We start from the raw sequence: 15,127 nt of genomic DNA on the forward strand, positions 1-15,127 counted from the left end.
GCGCTGGCTGTCGGGTCGTCCCCGGCCCGACAGCCACCTGCGGCGTCAGAGAACCTGGCGGATCTCGCGCTCGAAGCTGCCGATGTGCTCGAGGGTGAGCTTCTCGGCCCGGTCGGCATCGCCGTCTGCGACCGCGTTGAGGAGCTGGGCCTGCTCGAGGACGTGGTGGGCCAGGTCGGGCAGGCGATCGATCACCATCCACCAGATCCTGATGGCGAGGTTGTCGTACCTGATCAGGATGTCCTCGAGGTGGGCATTGCCGCTCGACTGGTAGATCAGGCCGTGCGCCGCCTTGTCGACGCGCATCAGGGCCGTGCGATCACCGTCGCCCAGCTTGCCCTTGCCGATCTGGGCCGCGAGGTCGCGCATCTGCTCACGTTGCTGTGGCGTCGCGCGTTCCGCGGCGGCGCGGGCGGCGTACGGGGCGAGCTGGCGCCGGATCTCGGCGATCGCACTGAGCTCGGTCGCGTCGATGGTCGTGGCGAAGGTGCCGCGGCGCGGAAAGGAGTGGACCAGGTGATCGGCCTCGAGCCGTTTGATCGCTTCCCGGACAGGCGTACGCCCCATGCCGATCGCTTCTGCGATCTGGCCGTCGTTGATCGGCGCACCCGGGCGGATGTCGAGCATCACCAGACGCTCGCGGATGTACTGGTAGGCCTGATCGGCGAGCGAGGTGGCGGGGGGATTCGCCGTCGCTGCCAGGATCTCGTCAACTGTCATTGAGTTCTTGCCCCACTTGTCCGCTCCGGCTCGTCGGCATCAGATCCTCTGCCGCTTTTTACCATCTTAGTCTGATACATCAGTTACGTCGCAACGGCGTGCCGAACACCCGCAGGAGGCGTTCGGCCTTCCAGCCCGTTTCGGCGTACTCGTCCTGAGCCGTCGAATGGACGGTGATTCCGCCCCCGGTGCCGAGCTCCCAGGTGCCGTTGCCAGGGGTCGTGAGGCTTCTGATCACGACCCCGAGATCTGCCCGGCCGTCAGGTGCGATCCATCCGAAGGCGCCGGAGTACACGCCGCGCGGGGTGGTCTCCACGCGGCGGATGATCTCCATGGTCCGCAGCTTCGGGGCGCCCGTCATCGAGCCGGCCGGAAAGAGAGAGCGCAGCGCCTCGATGCCGGTGACGTCGTCACGCAGCCGGCCGCGCACGGTCGTCACGAGCTGGTGCACCGAGGCGTAGGACTCGACGGCCATCAGTGACGGGACCGTCACCGTGCCGGGCTCGCACACCATCGCCAGGTCGTTGCGGAGGAGGTCGACGATCATCAGGTTCTCGGCGCGGAACCTGGGGTTCGACGCCAGGTCCCGGCGCAGCTCCTCGTCCTCGTCGGCGCACGTGCCACGAGGGGTGGTGCCCTTGATCGGCCGGGTCTCGATCCACCGGTTGCGGTCGATCGTGGCGTAGCGCTCGGGTGATGAGCTGAGCAGCCGGAACCCGTGATGCTGGATGAAGCCGGCGTACGGAGCCGGGTTGAGCTCGCGCAGACGCAGGTACGCGACGGCCGGGTCGATGGCGTCCTGGACCTCGATCCGGTGCGTCAGATTCACCTCGTACGTGTTGCCGGCCCGCAGCTCCCGCTGCACCTCGTCGAAGGCTCGCGTGTAGGCGGTCGGGGCGGTGCTCACCGACTGCGGAGGTGGGAGCCGTACGGTGGGGCGGGCCAGGTCTGCGGGGGACTGGTCGACGATCGACGTGTTGCGGGTGCGCATCCAGATCGCGTCGGGCATCGCGGGCCGGCCCGCGCGACGCGTCCTGGCCGCGAGGTCCGGACGACAGGCGTAGCCGAAGTAGCCGACCCAGATCTCGTCCGCGGGCGTGCGGGCGAGCTCGTCCCCGAGGACGGTGAAGATGTCCGTGCCGGCCAGGCTGACCTCTCCGCCGCGGTGTCGAAGCACCTCACCTCGCCCGGCGTCGTAGGTGAGGGAGATGTCGTCGTCGCGCAAGGCCCCCATGATCGAGCGGGAGGTCTGCCCGGGCCCTGCGTCCAGCCAGAAGCAGCGGGGCTCGGCGCTCGCCATCTCGGCGAAGCGCTCCTCGGTGGTCATCTTCGTGGCCGGGTGGATGTCCACGACCCCCGGAGCAACGTCGTGCATGTACGCCAGCTCTCTAAAACTCACACTAACGACAACTAGTATATCAGTGATAGGGTCAGCCTATGACGGATCGTTCGGGCCGGGTGCTGCGGCTGCTGAGCCCTCGGGGGCCGAGTGCGGCCGCGTCGGCACAGGACGTGGTGCTGGCCGGGCTCGGCCTGTCCGTTCGTGAGGCCGCGCCCGCCGTGGCTCCTGTTCCGGCGGTGCGCGCGGGAACGCTCGTCTTCACCTCGGGGCAGCTGCCCATCCGGGAGGGCGAGCTTCTCGCCACCGGCCGGGTCGGAGACGCTCTCGGTGTCGCCGACGGTCAGACCTGTGCGCAATGGTGCGTGCTCAACGCGCTCGCCGCGATCAAGTCGGAGATCGGTGATCTCGGACAGGTGAAACGGATCGTCAAGGTCGTCGTGTACGTCGCGTCCGGCACCCTCTTCGCGGACCAGGCCCTGGTTGCCAATGGCGCCTCGGAGCTTCTCGGCCGAGTCTTCGGCGATTCGGGGCGACACGCACGCTCCGTCATCGGGGTCTCGGCTCTCCCTCTGGATGCGCCGGTGGAGGTCGAGCTCGTCGTCGAGATCGACCCTTGCCTTGTGTGATGCATCACATATAAGGTAACTAGTATATCAGCGTCTGGCCGCGTAGCGCCCCACTGTCGTGCCGCCACCCGGAGCCTTCAGGGCACCGACAGATGCTGCTCATCCCAAGAGCTCTTGATCGGAGTGCGTCATGAGATCATCTGCACGTAGCGGCGACCTTTCCCCGGTATCGCCGCGCCACAAATCGGTCGGCCAGAACGGAAGCCCGACCCATCCGGCCCTCGACTGTCCTCCTGAGGAACTCGCCAAGGATGCCGGCGGTCTTGATCGCGTCGTCTTCGGGGTGACCGCGGTCATCGCGATCGCCTTCCTGGTCTGGGGATTCGTCAGCACGGAGTCGCTGGCGTCGGTCTCGGGGAAGTCGTTGTCCTGGGTGATGGCCAACCTGGGCTGGCTCTTCGTCACCGCGGCATCGACCTTCGTCGGCTTCGTGCTGTGGCTCGCGTTCGGCAAGTTCGGGAACATCCCGCTCGGCCGCGACGGCGAGGAGCCGGAGTTCCGTACGGTCTCGTGGATCACGATGATGTTCAGCGCCGGAATGGGGATCGGCCTGATCTTCTACGGCGTCAGCGAGCCGATCAGCCACTACATCACACCTCCGCCGGGCTCTGTCGGCGATGGTGAGTCCGAGAAGATCCAGACGGCCATGGCCACGACCCTCTTCCACTGGGGGATCCACCCGTGGGCGATCTACGCCCTGGTCGGGCTCGCGATCGCGTACAGCGTCTTCCGGAAGGGCCGGGGCCTGCTCATCAGCTCGGTCTTCGAGCCGCTCCTCGGGCGTCACGCGCACGGCGCAGGCGGGAAGGTCATCGACATGCTCGCGATCTTCGCGACGCTCTTCGGGTCGGCCGCGTCGCTCGGCCTGGGCGCCCTTCAGATCCGCAGCGGCCTCGAGATCGTCGGCGGGCTCGGTACGACGGGCAACGGCATCCTGGTCGCCATCATCGCCGTACTCACGGTCGCGTTCGTCTTCTCGGCGGTCTCGGGTGTCGCCAAGGGGATCCAGTGGCTCTCGAACATCAACATGGTGCTCGCCGTCGGGCTCGCCCTGTTCGTCTTCCTGGTCGGTCCGACCGTGTTCATCCTCAGCCTGATCCCGACCACCGTCGGAAGCTACTTCCAGGAGGTCGCGATGATGTCGGCGCGTACCTCGGCCGAGGGATCCGAGACCGCCGCCTGGCTCTCGGGCTGGACCGTCTTCTACTGGGCCTGGTGGCTCTCGTGGACGCCGTTCGTCGGCATGTTCATCGCCCGGATCTCGCGCGGCCGCACCATTCGCCAGTTCGTGACCGGTGTGCTCCTGGTCCCGTCGCTGGTGAGCCTGGTCTGGTTCGCCGTCTTCGGCGGCGCGGCCATCGACCTGCAGCAGAAGGGCGTGGACATCGGCGGCGCGGGTGGTGTGGAGACCCAGCTGTTCACGACCCTCGAGTCGTTCCCGCTGGCCACCGTGGCGAGCGTGGTGGTCATGATCCTGGTCGCGCTCTTCTTCGTCTCGGGCGCGGACGCGGCATCGATCGTGATGGCCACGCTCTCCGAGCGCGGCTCCATCGAGCCTGGCAGGCCGACGGTGATCTTCTGGGGTGTCGCCACGGGTGCCGTTGCTGCGGTGATGCTCCTGGTCGGCGGCTCCGACGCGCTGAGCGGGCTGCAGACGATCACGATCGTCGCGGCGGTCCCGTTCGTGCTGGTCATGATCGCGTTGTGCGTGTCCCTGGTGAAGGATCTTCGGGAGGACCCGCTGGTCGTGCGTGCCCAGTACGCCTCCAGGGCCGTCGAGCAGGCCGTCGTCTACGGGGTCTCGGAGCACGGTGACGACTTCGTCATCAAGGTCTCCCGTGATCCCGATGCGCCCGCCGACGAATCGGCCGATGACGAGGACACCGAGCTGTCGGCCAGCTAGCTCGAGTCGCGAAGGGACGGTTGAGGTGAAGCAAGACGCTAACGGCTCGTACGCCGTGGAAGAACCGGTGGACGCACTCAGCGTCACCGAGCCGAAGACCTGGGCCGCCGGTGTGCCGGCGGTGCGGAAGGCGATCGAGTATTCGCTGACGCAGACATCGGTGCGGCGTACAGCGTTGACCTTGTTGAACCTCAACCAGGCCGACGGGATGGACTGCCCGGGGTGTGCCTGGCCCGAGCCGGGTCACCGGCACCGGAACGAGTACTGCGAGAACGGTGCCAAGCACATCGCCGACGAGGCGACGTCGCGCCGGGTGACGCGCGAGTTCTTCGCGCGTCACCCGGTCTCGGAGCTGGACGGGAAGTCCGACTACTGGCTCAACCAGCAGGGCCGGCTGACCGAGCCGATGATCAAGCGGCCAGGTGCGACGCACTATGAGCCGATCACCTGGGAGGACGCGTTCCACACCATCGCTCAGGAGCTCAACGGCCTGGACTATCCCGACGAGGCGATGTTCTACGTCTCGGGCCGGCTCAACAACGAGGCCGCGTTCCTGCTCCAGCTCTTCGCCCGCGCGTTCGGCACCAACAACCTGCCCGACTGCTCGAACATGTGTCACGAGTCGAGCGGCTCGGCGCTCAACGAGACGCTGGGGATCGGCAAGGGCAGCGTCCAGCTCGACGACATCTACAACGCGGACCTGGTGTTCGTGGTCGGCCAGAACCCGGGCACGAACCATCCGCGGATGCTGTCCGCGCTGGAGGAGACCAAGCAGCGGGGCGGCAGGGTGATCGCGGTCAACACGCTGCCCGAGGCGGGACTGATGCGGTTCAAGAACCCGCAGAAGGCTCGCGGAGTGGTGGGCCGGGGCACCCAGATCGCGGATCAGTTCCTACAGATCCGCCCGGGTGGCGACCTCGCGCTGTTCCAGATGCTCAACCGTCGTCTGCTCGAGACGGACCGGGCCGAGGGTGGCGGAGTGCTGGACTGGGAGTACATCGCGGAGTACACGACCGGGTTCTACGCCTTCGCCGAGCACGCCCGCACGATCACCTGGGAGGCTGCGCTCGAGGCCACCGGCTTGACCCGCGAGGAGATCGAGGAGGTCCACGAGCAGGTGCTGGCCAGCCGCTCGGTCATCGTCTGCTGGGCGATGGGACTGACCCAGCACAAGCACGGCGTGCCGACGATCCGCGAGGTGGTCAACTTCCTCATGCTGCGGGGCAACATCGGCAAGCCCGGGGCCGGGGTCTGCCCGGTCCGCGGTCACTCCAACGTGCAGGGCGACCGGACGATGGGCATCTGGGAGAAGATGCCCGACTCCTTCCTCGACGCGCTGGGCGCCGAGTTCAGGTTCGACCCACCGCGCAAGCACGGGTACGACTCGGTGGACGGTGTCCGGGCGATGCGCGACGGGAAGGCGAAGGTCTTCGTGGGCGTCGCCGGGAACTTCGTCCGAGCGATCTCGGACAGCGACGTCGCCGAGGCCGCGTTGAGGAACTGCCGCTTGACGGTCCAGGTCTCCACCAAGCTGAACCGCTCGCACACGGTGGTCGGGGAGACCGCGCTGATCCTGCCCACGCTGGGCCGCAGCGACATCGACGTCCAGTCCAGCGGTGAGCAGTTCGTCACCGTCGAGGACTCGATGAGCTCCGTGCACGCCACCCGCGGCAAGCTCCAGCCCGCCTCGGAGCATCTCCTCAGCGAGGTCGCGATCATCTCGCGCCTGGCCCAGGCCACGATCGGTGGCCGGTACGGCATCCGCTGGGCGGACTTCGAGGCGGACTACGGCCGGATCCGCGATCGGATCGCACGAGTGGTGCCGGGGTTCGAGGACTTCAACCAGCGGATCAAGAATCCGACCGGTTTCGTTCTGCCGAACCCGGTCAACTCCGGTGTCTATCGCACGCCGAGCGGCAAGGCCGTCTTCACGCGCAACGACCTGACGTGGTTGGAGGCCCCACCGGGTCATCTGATCCTGCAGACGCTGCGCTCGCACGATCAGTGGAACACCATCCCGTACGCCATGGACGACCGTTATCGCGGCATCCACAACGCCCGCCGCATCGTGATGGTCAACCCGGCCGACATCGCCGAGCTGGGTCTGGCCGACGGCGACCGTGTCGACATCGTCGGGGTCTGGGAGGACGGCGTCGAGCGGCGCGCCCCAGGGTTCACCCTGGTCGGCTATCCGGCGAGCCGGGGTTCGGCGGCTGCGTACTATCCGGAGACCAACGTGCTCGTGCCGCTCGACAGCGTTGCCGAGGGCAGCAACACCCCGACCTCGAAGGGCGTCGTGGTGCGTCTGGAGGTCGTTCGGCCGGCAGCGTCATCGTGACGAACCCGCTGATGTGGGTGTGGCCGAGGTCGGCAGGGTGTGCATGTGTGCAGCGGCCGCAGCGCCCGAGTCGGCGATGGTGCCCTGGGCGACCCGGTGACGCCCCATGACCACGGCCATCACAACGCCGGCGAGACTCAACACCGCCATCACCCAGGACGCGGCGGCGAGGCCGGATGACAGGGCATCGACGCTGGACTGGCCCTCAGCCGTCCGGCTGGCGATGACGTTGCCGTAGATCGTCGCAGCCAGCGCCGTGGCCACGGCCGCGCCGACGTAGCGGGCCATGTTGGAGACACCCGAGGCCGCACCGACCTGGGCCGCCGAGACGCACGCGGTCGACGCTGACGTCGCGGGCCCGTTGGACAGGCCCATCCCGACCGCCGCCGCGATGAGCGGGAGCACGAACGCGCCGTACCCCCAGGAGCCCTCGACGAATCCGATCCACCCGAAGCCGACCGCCGTGATCGCGAACCCGGCTCCGACCACCGGGCGACCGCCGAACCGCGCCGCGACCCGTGGCACCAAGGGAGCAACCGCGACGAGGCCGGCGGTGGCAGGAAGTGTCGCCAGGCCGGCCTGCAGCGAGCTGAGCCCGAGCGTGCTCGGGTCCTGGAAGTAGAGGCTCACCAGGTACATCAGCGCGTTGATGGTGCCGGCGCCGATGAGGATGGCGATCGTGGACGCGACCAGCACCCTGTTGCGAAGCAGAGCCAGGTCGAGCATGGGGACGGCGACCCGCTTCTCCACCGCGACGAAGGCGAATCCCGACACCACGGACACGGCCAGGCACCCGAGCGTGGCCAACGACGTCCACCCCCAGTCGCTGCCTTCGCTCAGCGCCAGGATGATCGGGGTGAGGGTCGCGGCGACCAGCACGCTGCCACCGACGTCGATCGAGCGTGGCCGGTCCTCGTCGCGGGACTCGGTCACCATGCGTGCGGTCATCGCCATGCACACCGCCGCGACGCCGGCGTCGAGCCAGAACAGACCTTGCCAGCTCGTCAGGTCGACCAGGACACCACCGAGCAGCGGCCCGGCCGCAGCACCCACGCCTGCCGCCGCGCCCCAGAGCGAGACCGCCCGCAGCTTGCCCTCTTCAGGTGTGCCGACCGTGAGCAGGCTGAGGCCACAGGCCAGGATCGTCGCGCCGGATGCACCCTGGATGCACCGCCCGGCAATGACGGCTGCACCAGAGTCGGAGAGGGCGATCAGCACGCACGAAGCGATGAACAGCAGCAGACCGAGCTGGAAGATGCGCTTCCTGCCGAACACGTCGCCCAACGAGCCGGAGGTCACGATGGTCGCGGCACCCACCAGCGAGTAGCCCGTGACGGCCCACTGCAGCGTGGTGACATCCATGTCGGTATCGGCGCTGATGGCGGGGAGCAGGATGCTCACCGCCGACGTGTTGGCGTTGACCACCAGGGTCGACAGGCAGGTGACGAGGAGGACACCACCTGCTCGGCTTGCCACCTCGGTGCTGCTCATCGGTACCCCTCACCTTTGTCAGAACGACTGCGGGACAGCCATGCGTCGACCACAGGAACCACGGTGGCCGCCGCGGCGGGTCGTGTCCTCCTCCGGTAGGGATGATCCCGAGGCGAGCCCGCTCGCAGGCCTGACCCGTCTGCGGCATGTCCTCGCCCAGGGCGGGTACCGCGTGCAGATGACTGAGATGAACCAGGACGAAGCACGCGTACAGGCACTCCAAGGTGTGGTCGAACGGGTCAACGCATGGCAGGAGACCGCACCCGAGGGAACCATCCGGGAAGAGCTGGCCAAGGCGCTGCACGAGGCCGGGGTGACCCTCACCGAGGAGCAGCAGGAGCTCGTCACCGACCGGATCTCGCGTCAGGAGGAGGTCGACGTCGACCTCCTCGCCGCCGACAGCGGCGAAGGCGGTCCCGCCTGACGTACGCCCCTCGTGGTCATCCCCGGGCGGGATCGACGCGCGCCATCACCGGGGTGGCGAGGACTCCGTGGATCAGCACCGAGGCGACGACGGTGAAAGCGACCGTCGACCACAGCCAGTCCTGAGCCAGCGCCTCGTCCTGCCCGGCGGCGTAGGCGAGGTAGTAGACGGACCCGACCCCGCGGACACCGAAGAACGCCGTGGCCCACCGCTGGTGCCGGGTGAGAGGCGACGTACGCTCTCCTCGGCCCGGCCACGGTGCCAGGGCCAGGATCCCCGCGGCCGGACGGACGACCAGGATCAGCGACAGCCCGATGGCGATCCCGCGCCAGTCGAGAGCCTCGAGCAGGCCTCGCGTGAGCGCGATCCCGAGAACGAGGAGTACGAAGAGGGTCAGCAGGCGCTCGAGCCGCTCGGCCACCTCGTGCATGGCCGCGTGATAGTCGTGCGAGCGCTCGGCCGAACGGAAGGCCATGGCGCAGACGAAGACGGAGAGGAAGCCGTAGCCACCGAGAACCTCGCCGACGCCGTACGACGCGATCAGGGCCGCGAGGGCGAGCAGCGACTCGCCGCGTTCGGCCACGCGCAGGGACCGGCTGCTGGACCGGAACGCGACGTAGGCGAGGACCTTCCCCACCACCAGCCCGGCGAGGACGCCGATCACGATCTTGGCCACCAGGTAGAAGCCGACCCATTCCAGGGCCCAGTTCGAGACGGCTCCTTGGGTGGCGAGCAGGATCGCGACGTACACGAACGGGAAGGCGAGGCCGTCGTTCAGGCCCGCCTCCGAGGTGAGGGTGAACCGCAGCTCGTCGCGCTCGTCGACCTCGTGGTCACCGGTCTGCGGGCCGGCCACCTGGACGTCGGAGGCGAGCACCGGGTCGGTGGGCGCCAGCGCCGCGCCCAGGAGTATCGCCACGGCTGGTGCCAGCCCGGCGGCCCACCCGAGAACCGCGATGGCGGCGATGGTGATCGGCATCCCGATCGCCAGCAGCCGCCAGGTGGACGACCACCGGCGCCAGGTCCTCGGATCGCGGAGCTCGAGCGGCCGGTCGAGCGCCAGGCCGACGCCCATCAGCGCCACGATGATGACCAGCTCGGTGGCGTGCTCGATCGCGGCCCGGTTGGCCTGCGGGTCCAGCGGCAGACCATCGGGGAGCGGCGTGAGCCCGATCAGCATCCCGACTCCGACCAGCACCATCGGAGCCGAGATCGCCCACCGGTTGAGGAGGTCGGGAAGCACGATGGCCAGCAGCAGGCTGGCGCCGATCACCACGTAGGCAAGGTCGGCAGTCATAGCTACGTCGCCCCGATTCGTCGCATTGCAGGTCCAGCACGGCCAGCCTCCCCGAACCAGGTTACGTACGAACCAACCGACTCGCGGAGCATGCGAGGTCGCGTCGGGGGTTACCGGTCGAGTCATGAGTGAAGAGCAGCTTCAGCCGGAGGACACCCTCGACGACCGCGGTGTCGACGATGTCCTGGACGAGGGCTATTCGCCGCCCGAGCGGCCGCGGGGTGTCACCGCCAAGGGTGTGACGCCGCGGGAGGAGATCGAGGGCGAGACCATCGACGAACGGCGCGCTCAGGAGGAGCCGGAGGTCTGGGAGGAGGCCGAGGCGGAGGCTGACGCCGACATCTTGGACGGTCCGGTGACCGGCGAGGTGGGCGAGGCCCGTTCCGGTCGGCTCACCAGCCCCGACGAGGGCGTGCGGGAGGACGACGAGGGGAAGCTCATCGGACACGACGAGGGCATCGACGGTGCCGGCGCCTCCGCCGAGGAAGCGGCCGTGCACATCGTCGACGAGCCGCCTGACTGAGGCTGATTCTGCGCGTTCGGGGGTACCGGTGAGCGGCCGGATCCCTTTTCAGTGCAGAGGAGAGCTGCCGTGTCCGAAGACGTGACCGACCTGATCATGCAGGACCACCGTGAGGTGGAGAGCCTGTTCGAGAAGCTTCAGCGAGATCCGGAGGTACGAGCCGGGCTGACCCCGATCTTGGTGACGCTCCTGGCCGCACACAGCCGTGCCGAGGAGGCTGAGGTCTACCCGGTCGCCCGGGACGAGGCGGGGGAGGCCGAGGACGTCGCGCACAGTCAGGAGGAGCACCTGCTGGCGGACCGCCTCCTCGCCGAGCTCAGCGAGTGCGACCCCTTTTCAGCGGAGTACGGCGACAAGCTGGCGGAGGTGGTCGAGGCGGTCTCCCACCACGTCGAGGAGGAGGAGAGCACCGTCCTGCCCGGCATTCGCGACCGTCTCGATGACGCCCGCCGTGCCGAGCTGGGCAAGGCGTTCCTGAAGAGCCGCCAGGAGCACCTCGGTGACATGCCCCAGGACATCACCCGCGATGAGCTCCGCCGCCAGGCCGCCAACGCCGACATCCCCGTCGGGGACAAGGGCAAGGAGGACCTGCGGCGCACGCTCGATCAGCATGCCGACAGCTGACGCAACCGCCGAGGCCGTCAGCTTCCCGCCATGATGAGGCAGGTCGCGACCGCGTGACCGATGACGCGGCCCGTCCTGTCGGTGATCTCGGCTTCGGCGGTCGCGGCGCGGCGTCCGATGGTCACGACGCGTCCCACGCAGGTGAGCGTGCCGCTGTCCAGTGTGGCCGCGCGGGTGAACTTGATGGTCAGGTCGAGGGACGTGTAACCGGTGCCGGCCTTCAGCTTGGTGTGGACCGCACACCCGAGGGCCGAGTCCGCGAGGGTCGCCAGGATGCCGCCGTGCACGGTGCCGATCGGGTTGTAGTGCCACTCCTCGGGGGTGAGCTCGAAGACGGCCCGGCCGTCGCTGACCTCGACCAGAGCCATGCCGAGGGTCGCGTTGATCGGTGGTGGCGGGAGCTCGCTGTCTCCCAGCTGCTTGAAGAAGTCGAGCCCGTCGAGCTCCCGGGCGGCGGTGGCGAAGAGCTGCGGGTCGGCCCACGAGTAGGTGCGTTCGCGCACCGCTCGGGACTGCTCGGAGGTCGTGTCCTGGGTCATGGCGGCTCAGATCCGCTCGATGATCGTGGCGTTCGCCAGGCCGCCGGCCTCGCACATGACCTGCAGGCCGTAGCGGCCGCCGGTCTGCTCGAGGTTGTTCAGCAGCGTGGTCATCAGCCGGGCGCCGGAGCCGCCCAGCGGGTGCCCGATGGCGATGGCGCCACCGTTGATGTTGACCTTGGCGAGGTCGGCACCGGTCTCCTTCTGCCAGGCGAGTACGACGGAGGCGAAGGCCTCGTTGACCTCGAAGGTGTCGATGTCGTCGATGGAGAGCCCGGCGCGGGCGAGCACCTTCTGGGTCGCGGGGATGATGCCGGTGAGCATGAAGATCGGGTCGTCGCCGGCGACCGCGAAGGAGTGGACCCGCGCTCTCGGGGTCAGGCCAAGGCGTGCGGCGGCCTCTTCGGATGCGACCAGAAGTGCGGCCGAGCCGTCGTTGATGGGGGAGCTGTTACCGGCCGTGACGCGCCAGTCGATGTCGGGGAACCTGGCCACGGAGCTCTCGTCCTTGAAGGCCAGGCGAAGGCCTGCGAGCGACTCGGCCGTGGAGGACGGCCGGATGGTCTCGTCGACGCGCAGGTCGTTCACGTAGGTGACCTGCGAGTCGAAGTGCCCGTTCTTCCATGCCGTCGCGGCCCGCTGGTGCGACTCCGCCGCGAACTCGTCGAGCTCGGTGCGGGAGAGGTCCCACTTGTTGGCGATCAGCTCGGCCGAGATGCCTTGGAGGACGAGGCCGCCGTCGTAGCGGGCGTTCACCTTGCTGCCGTAGAAGTCCTTGCCCAGGAACTGCGACCCCATCGGGACGCGGCTCATCGACTCCACGCCGGAGGCGATGGCCACGTCGTACGCCCCGGCGATCACGCCCTGTGCGGCGAAGTGGAGCGCCTGCTGCGAGCTGCCGCACTGCCGGTCGACCGTGACGCCGGGGACCGACTCCGGGAACCCGGCGCCGAGCAGGGCCCAGCGGGCGGTGTTGCCCGACTGCTCGCCGACCTGTCCGACCGCGCCGCTGATCACGTCGTCGACGACGGCCGGGTCGATGCCGGTGCGTTCGACGAGCGCGGCGAGCGTGTGCGCATGGAGATCGACGGCATGGATCTCGGAGTAGGCGCCGCCGGGCTTGCCCTTGGCGACGGGCGTACGGACGGCGTCGACGATCACAGCGTTCGGCATGGTGGTCTTCTTTCGTGTTCGAGTGGTCGGTTGAGGGAGTCCTGGGGTGGTGCGTGGACGATGGTCAGCGAGGCGCGACCATCAGCGGTTGCGCGACCGTGGCGAAGGTGCCGTGCTCGTCGGCCATGTCGCCGTGTGCCTGGCCGATGCCGTCGGGACCGATGGTGCTGCGGGCGTCGAGCAGCATCCACTCGCTCGTGGGCGGTCGTTCGATGGTGACGGTCACGGTCGGCGGGATGAAGTACCACTCGCTCATCGGCAGCGAGCCGGACAGGCCGTTGGTGGAGTCGGCCAGGGTGAGCAGGCGCTGCACTGGCGAGGCCTGCTCGCCGGCGACCAGCGGGACGCGCAGGCGCGCCCACACCGTCGCCGGGCCTGGTTCGTAGCCTCCGCTGATGAACCGCCAGTCGATGGCGCGGCCGTAGCCCCAGTCCGGGCTGACTCCGTCGAAGAAGCGCTCGGAGGAGGCCGGCGGGATGTCGGGGACCTTCTCCTCCGGGCGCCAGTGCTCGCGGGTCGACCCCGGCATGGCCCGGATCAGCCAGGCGCTCGCCTTGACGGCGAGCCGGTCGCCGGCCCACAGCGAGGCCTCGATCAGCTCGACCCGACGACCCGGCCGGACCACCTGCGCCTCGACGCGCATGGTTCCCTGCGGAATGCCGCCGAGCATGTCGGCCGTGAAGCGGGCGATGGACAGGGCCGGGTCGGAGCGTACGGACTCGATCGCCCGGGCCAGCAGGGCAGCGGGAGGGCCGCCGTGCTGCAACGAGTGGTCCCAGGGGCTTGCCGTCGCCGGGGTCGACTCGAACGTTCCGTCCTCGTCGGTCGGCAGGTAGAAGGCGTCGAACTCGAGGGTCATCAGCGTCTCCTGGGAGTCGGTCAGCGGGCCAGCTGCGGGTAGAGCGCCTCGATCGGCTGGGCGAGACCGGCCTTGACGTCGGCGCTCACCTGGTCGGCGAGGATCTCGTACGCATCGGCCTCGAGGCCGTCGTAGGCACTGCGGACCACGTCGGCCGGATCGTTCTTCGGGTCGGTGATGCGGACCGTCATCGGGGTGTCGGTGTAGCCCAGGTGCAGCGAGGCGACGTGGATGCCGTCGCCCGCCAGCGCGAGGCGCTGGGTGTTGGTCGCCGACCACAGCGCGGCCTTGGTGGCGCTGTAGGCGTCGCCGACGCCGTACCAGCTCAGGACCGACAGCACGTTGAGCACGACGCCCTTGCTCGCGCGCAGCGACGGCAGGAAGGTGGTCGTGACGTCGAGCGCTCCCCAGAAGTTCGTCTCGAAGAGGTCGCGAGCGGCGCTCAGGTCACCAGTCACGCTGGCGCCGTTGGAGCTGCCGGCGTTGTTGATGACGACCGTGACGTCTCCGGCCGCCGCTGCCGCCTCAGTGACCGAGGCGTGGTCGGTCACGTCGAGCCTCAGCGGCACGATGCGCGGGTCGTTCCACTCGCGGGGCGTGCGGGCCGCGGCGTACACCTTGGCGGCGCCGCGCTCCAGCGCCTGGCTGACGAAGTGGGTGCCGAGTCCGCCGTTCGCTCCGGTCACCAGGACGACCGCGTTCGCGAGAGTGGGCATGTGGTTCTCCTGTTCGAGGGCGTGAACGCCGCTCCATGACGAGTTGGTTTTTCCAACGTACTCGGGTTGGTTTGGTTTTCCAACTCGATTAGGATCGAACCATGATGACGCAGGTACGTGAGTGCTCGGTGGCGCGGACGCTCGAGCTCGTCGGCTCCAAATGGACCCTGCTCGTCGTTCGCGAGCTGTTTCTCGGAAGCCACCGGTTCGAGGAGATCGCCCGGTTCACGGGCGGCCCGCGCGACATCCTCACCGACCGTCTACGCAGGCTCGAGGCGCACGGACTGGTGACGCGGGCGCAGTACGAGCAGCGTCCGCCGAGGTTCGAATACCACCTGACCGACCTCGGACGGTCGCTCGCGCCGATCATCGCCACGATGCGCGAGTTCGGCGACCGTCACCTCGCCGGGGACGACGGCCCGCCGGCCAGGTTCGAGCACTCCTGTGGGTCGGAGTTTCACCCCGTGCTGGCCTGCAAGGCCTGCGGGGAGGTCGTACGCCGCGACGAGGTCGAGATCGTAGACGCCGCGACCTGAGTTCCAGGGACCGTCC

General features: G+C 68.7%; 15 protein-coding genes. 7 read left to right on the forward strand and 8 right to left on the reverse strand.

Annotated features, from left to right (window positions below; genetic code table 11):
• Positions 1 to 45 precede the first annotated feature (45 nt).
• Both ACW14X_RS23365 and ACW14X_RS23370 read right to left on the reverse strand, forming a co-directional pair.
• Complete coding sequence (locus ACW14X_RS23365; protein WP_160028400.1) at positions 46 to 720, reverse strand: GntR family transcriptional regulator; 675 nt, start codon at positions 718 to 720, stop codon at positions 46 to 48.
• 79 nt (positions 721 to 799) lie between these two features.
• Positions 800 to 2,095 (reverse strand): anthranilate synthase component I family protein, encoded by a 1,296-nt coding sequence (locus tag ACW14X_RS23370; RefSeq protein ID WP_457163481.1) that lies wholly within the window; start codon positions 2,093 to 2,095, stop codon positions 800 to 802.
• Between the two features lie 62 nt (positions 2,096 to 2,157).
• Between ACW14X_RS23370 and ACW14X_RS23375 the strand changes: the two genes are divergently transcribed.
• The 3 genes from ACW14X_RS23375 (at position 2,158) to ACW14X_RS23385 (ending at position 6,929) form a co-directional block, all read left to right on the forward strand.
• Positions 2,158 to 2,688 carry a RidA family protein gene (locus ACW14X_RS23375; protein WP_457163482.1) on the forward strand — a complete coding sequence of 177 codons (531 nt, stop codon included), beginning with the start codon at positions 2,158 to 2,160 and terminating at the stop codon, positions 2,686 to 2,688.
• Positions 2,689 to 2,818: 130 nt separating this feature from the next.
• Positions 2,819 to 4,591 (forward strand): BCCT family transporter, encoded by a 1,773-nt coding sequence (locus tag ACW14X_RS23380; RefSeq protein WP_160028404.1) that lies wholly within the window; start codon positions 2,819 to 2,821, stop codon positions 4,589 to 4,591.
• A gap of 25 nt (positions 4,592 to 4,616) precedes the next feature.
• Positions 4,617 to 6,929, forward strand: coding sequence for an FdhF/YdeP family oxidoreductase (locus ACW14X_RS23385; RefSeq protein ID WP_457163483.1), 2,313 nt, complete (start codon positions 4,617 to 4,619; stop codon positions 6,927 to 6,929).
• Here the strand turns inward: ACW14X_RS23385 and ACW14X_RS23390 are convergent.
• Positions 6,921 to 8,420, reverse strand: a complete 1,500-nt coding sequence (locus tag ACW14X_RS23390; RefSeq protein ID WP_457163484.1) for an MFS transporter — start codon at positions 8,418 to 8,420, stop codon at positions 6,921 to 6,923. The genes ACW14X_RS23385 and ACW14X_RS23390 overlap by 9 nt on opposite strands.
• A 178-nt stretch (positions 8,421 to 8,598) precedes the next feature.
• Here ACW14X_RS23390 and ACW14X_RS23395 point away from each other — a divergent pair, with 178 nt between their 5' ends.
• Entirely contained in the window at positions 8,599 to 8,844 is a 246-nt protein-coding gene (locus ACW14X_RS23395) for a hypothetical protein (protein WP_350712825.1), read from the forward strand.
• A 16-nt stretch (positions 8,845 to 8,860) separates the two neighbouring features.
• Here ACW14X_RS23395 and ACW14X_RS23400 read toward each other — a convergent pair whose 3' ends face one another.
• Positions 8,861 to 10,141, reverse strand: coding sequence for a cation:proton antiporter (locus ACW14X_RS23400; protein ID WP_457163485.1), 1,281 nt, complete (start codon positions 10,139 to 10,141; stop codon positions 8,861 to 8,863).
• 124 nt (positions 10,142 to 10,265) lie between these two features.
• Here ACW14X_RS23400 and ACW14X_RS23405 point away from each other — a divergent pair, with 124 nt between their 5' ends.
• Both ACW14X_RS23405 and ACW14X_RS23410 read left to right on the forward strand, forming a co-directional pair.
• Positions 10,266 to 10,664 carry a DUF5709 domain-containing protein gene (locus tag ACW14X_RS23405; protein ID WP_350712823.1) on the forward strand — a complete coding sequence of 133 codons (399 nt, stop codon included), beginning with the start codon at positions 10,266 to 10,268 and terminating at the stop codon, positions 10,662 to 10,664.
• 69 nt (positions 10,665 to 10,733) lie between these two features.
• Positions 10,734 to 11,288, forward strand: a complete 555-nt coding sequence (locus tag ACW14X_RS23410) for a hemerythrin domain-containing protein (RefSeq protein WP_160028416.1) — start codon at positions 10,734 to 10,736, stop codon at positions 11,286 to 11,288.
• A gap of 17 nt (positions 11,289 to 11,305) precedes the next feature.
• Here ACW14X_RS23410 and ACW14X_RS23415 read toward each other — a convergent pair whose 3' ends face one another.
• The 4 genes from ACW14X_RS23415 to ACW14X_RS23430 form a co-directional block, all read right to left on the reverse strand.
• Positions 11,306 to 11,827 carry a PaaI family thioesterase gene (locus ACW14X_RS23415; protein WP_457163486.1) on the reverse strand — a complete coding sequence of 174 codons (522 nt, stop codon included), beginning with the start codon at positions 11,825 to 11,827 and terminating at the stop codon, positions 11,306 to 11,308.
• Between the two features lie 6 nt (positions 11,828 to 11,833).
• Positions 11,834 to 13,000, reverse strand: a complete 1,167-nt coding sequence (locus tag ACW14X_RS23420) for an acetyl-CoA C-acyltransferase (RefSeq protein ID WP_457163487.1) — start codon at positions 12,998 to 13,000, stop codon at positions 11,834 to 11,836.
• Positions 13,001 to 13,064: 64 nt separating this feature from the next.
• Positions 13,065 to 13,859 carry a thioesterase family protein gene (locus ACW14X_RS23425; protein ID WP_457163488.1) on the reverse strand — a complete coding sequence of 265 codons (795 nt, stop codon included), beginning with the start codon at positions 13,857 to 13,859 and terminating at the stop codon, positions 13,065 to 13,067.
• A 20-nt stretch (positions 13,860 to 13,879) separates the two neighbouring features.
• Positions 13,880 to 14,575 (reverse strand): SDR family oxidoreductase, encoded by a 696-nt coding sequence (locus ACW14X_RS23430; RefSeq protein ID WP_457163489.1) that lies wholly within the window; start codon positions 14,573 to 14,575, stop codon positions 13,880 to 13,882.
• 104 nt (positions 14,576 to 14,679) lie between these two features.
• On the opposite strand from ACW14X_RS23430, the gene ACW14X_RS23435 reads away from it, so the two are divergent.
• Complete coding sequence (locus tag ACW14X_RS23435; RefSeq protein ID WP_457163490.1) at positions 14,680 to 15,111, forward strand: winged helix-turn-helix transcriptional regulator; 432 nt, start codon at positions 14,680 to 14,682, stop codon at positions 15,109 to 15,111.
• The last annotated feature ends 16 nt before the right edge of the window (positions 15,112 to 15,127 follow it).

This window comes from Nocardioides sp. YJ-D4 (assembly GCF_054031495.1).

Coding starts and splice junctions, on each gene's coding strand:
- ACW14X_RS23365 (WP_160028400.1), bottom strand. CDS start 720: ATGACAGTTGACGAGATCCTGGCAGCGACGGCGAATCCCCCCGCCACC.
- ACW14X_RS23395 (WP_350712825.1), top strand. CDS start 8,599: ATGACTGAGATGAACCAGGACGAAGCACGCGTACAGGCACTCCAAGGT.
- ACW14X_RS23415 (WP_457163486.1), bottom strand. CDS start 11,827: ATGACCCAGGACACGACCTCCGAGCAGTCCCGAGCGGTGCGCGAACGC.
- ACW14X_RS23380 (WP_160028404.1), top strand. CDS start 2,819: ATGAGATCATCTGCACGTAGCGGCGACCTTTCCCCGGTATCGCCGCGC.
- ACW14X_RS23375 (WP_457163482.1), top strand. CDS start 2,158: ATGACGGATCGTTCGGGCCGGGTGCTGCGGCTGCTGAGCCCTCGGGGG.
- ACW14X_RS23430 (WP_457163489.1), bottom strand. CDS start 14,575: ATGCCCACTCTCGCGAACGCGGTCGTCCTGGTGACCGGAGCGAACGGC.
- ACW14X_RS23420 (WP_457163487.1), bottom strand. CDS start 13,000: ATGCCGAACGCTGTGATCGTCGACGCCGTCCGTACGCCCGTCGCCAAG.
- ACW14X_RS23425 (WP_457163488.1), bottom strand. CDS start 13,859: ATGACCCTCGAGTTCGACGCCTTCTACCTGCCGACCGACGAGGACGGA.
- ACW14X_RS23400 (WP_457163485.1), bottom strand. CDS start 10,141: ATGACTGCCGACCTTGCCTACGTGGTGATCGGCGCCAGCCTGCTGCTG.
- ACW14X_RS23435 (WP_457163490.1), top strand. CDS start 14,680: ATGACGCAGGTACGTGAGTGCTCGGTGGCGCGGACGCTCGAGCTCGTC.
- ACW14X_RS23405 (WP_350712823.1), top strand. CDS start 10,266: ATGAGTGAAGAGCAGCTTCAGCCGGAGGACACCCTCGACGACCGCGGT.
- ACW14X_RS23390 (WP_457163484.1), bottom strand. CDS start 8,420: ATGAGCAGCACCGAGGTGGCAAGCCGAGCAGGTGGTGTCCTCCTCGTC.
- ACW14X_RS23370 (WP_457163481.1), bottom strand. CDS start 2,095: ATGCACGACGTTGCTCCGGGGGTCGTGGACATCCACCCGGCCACGAAG.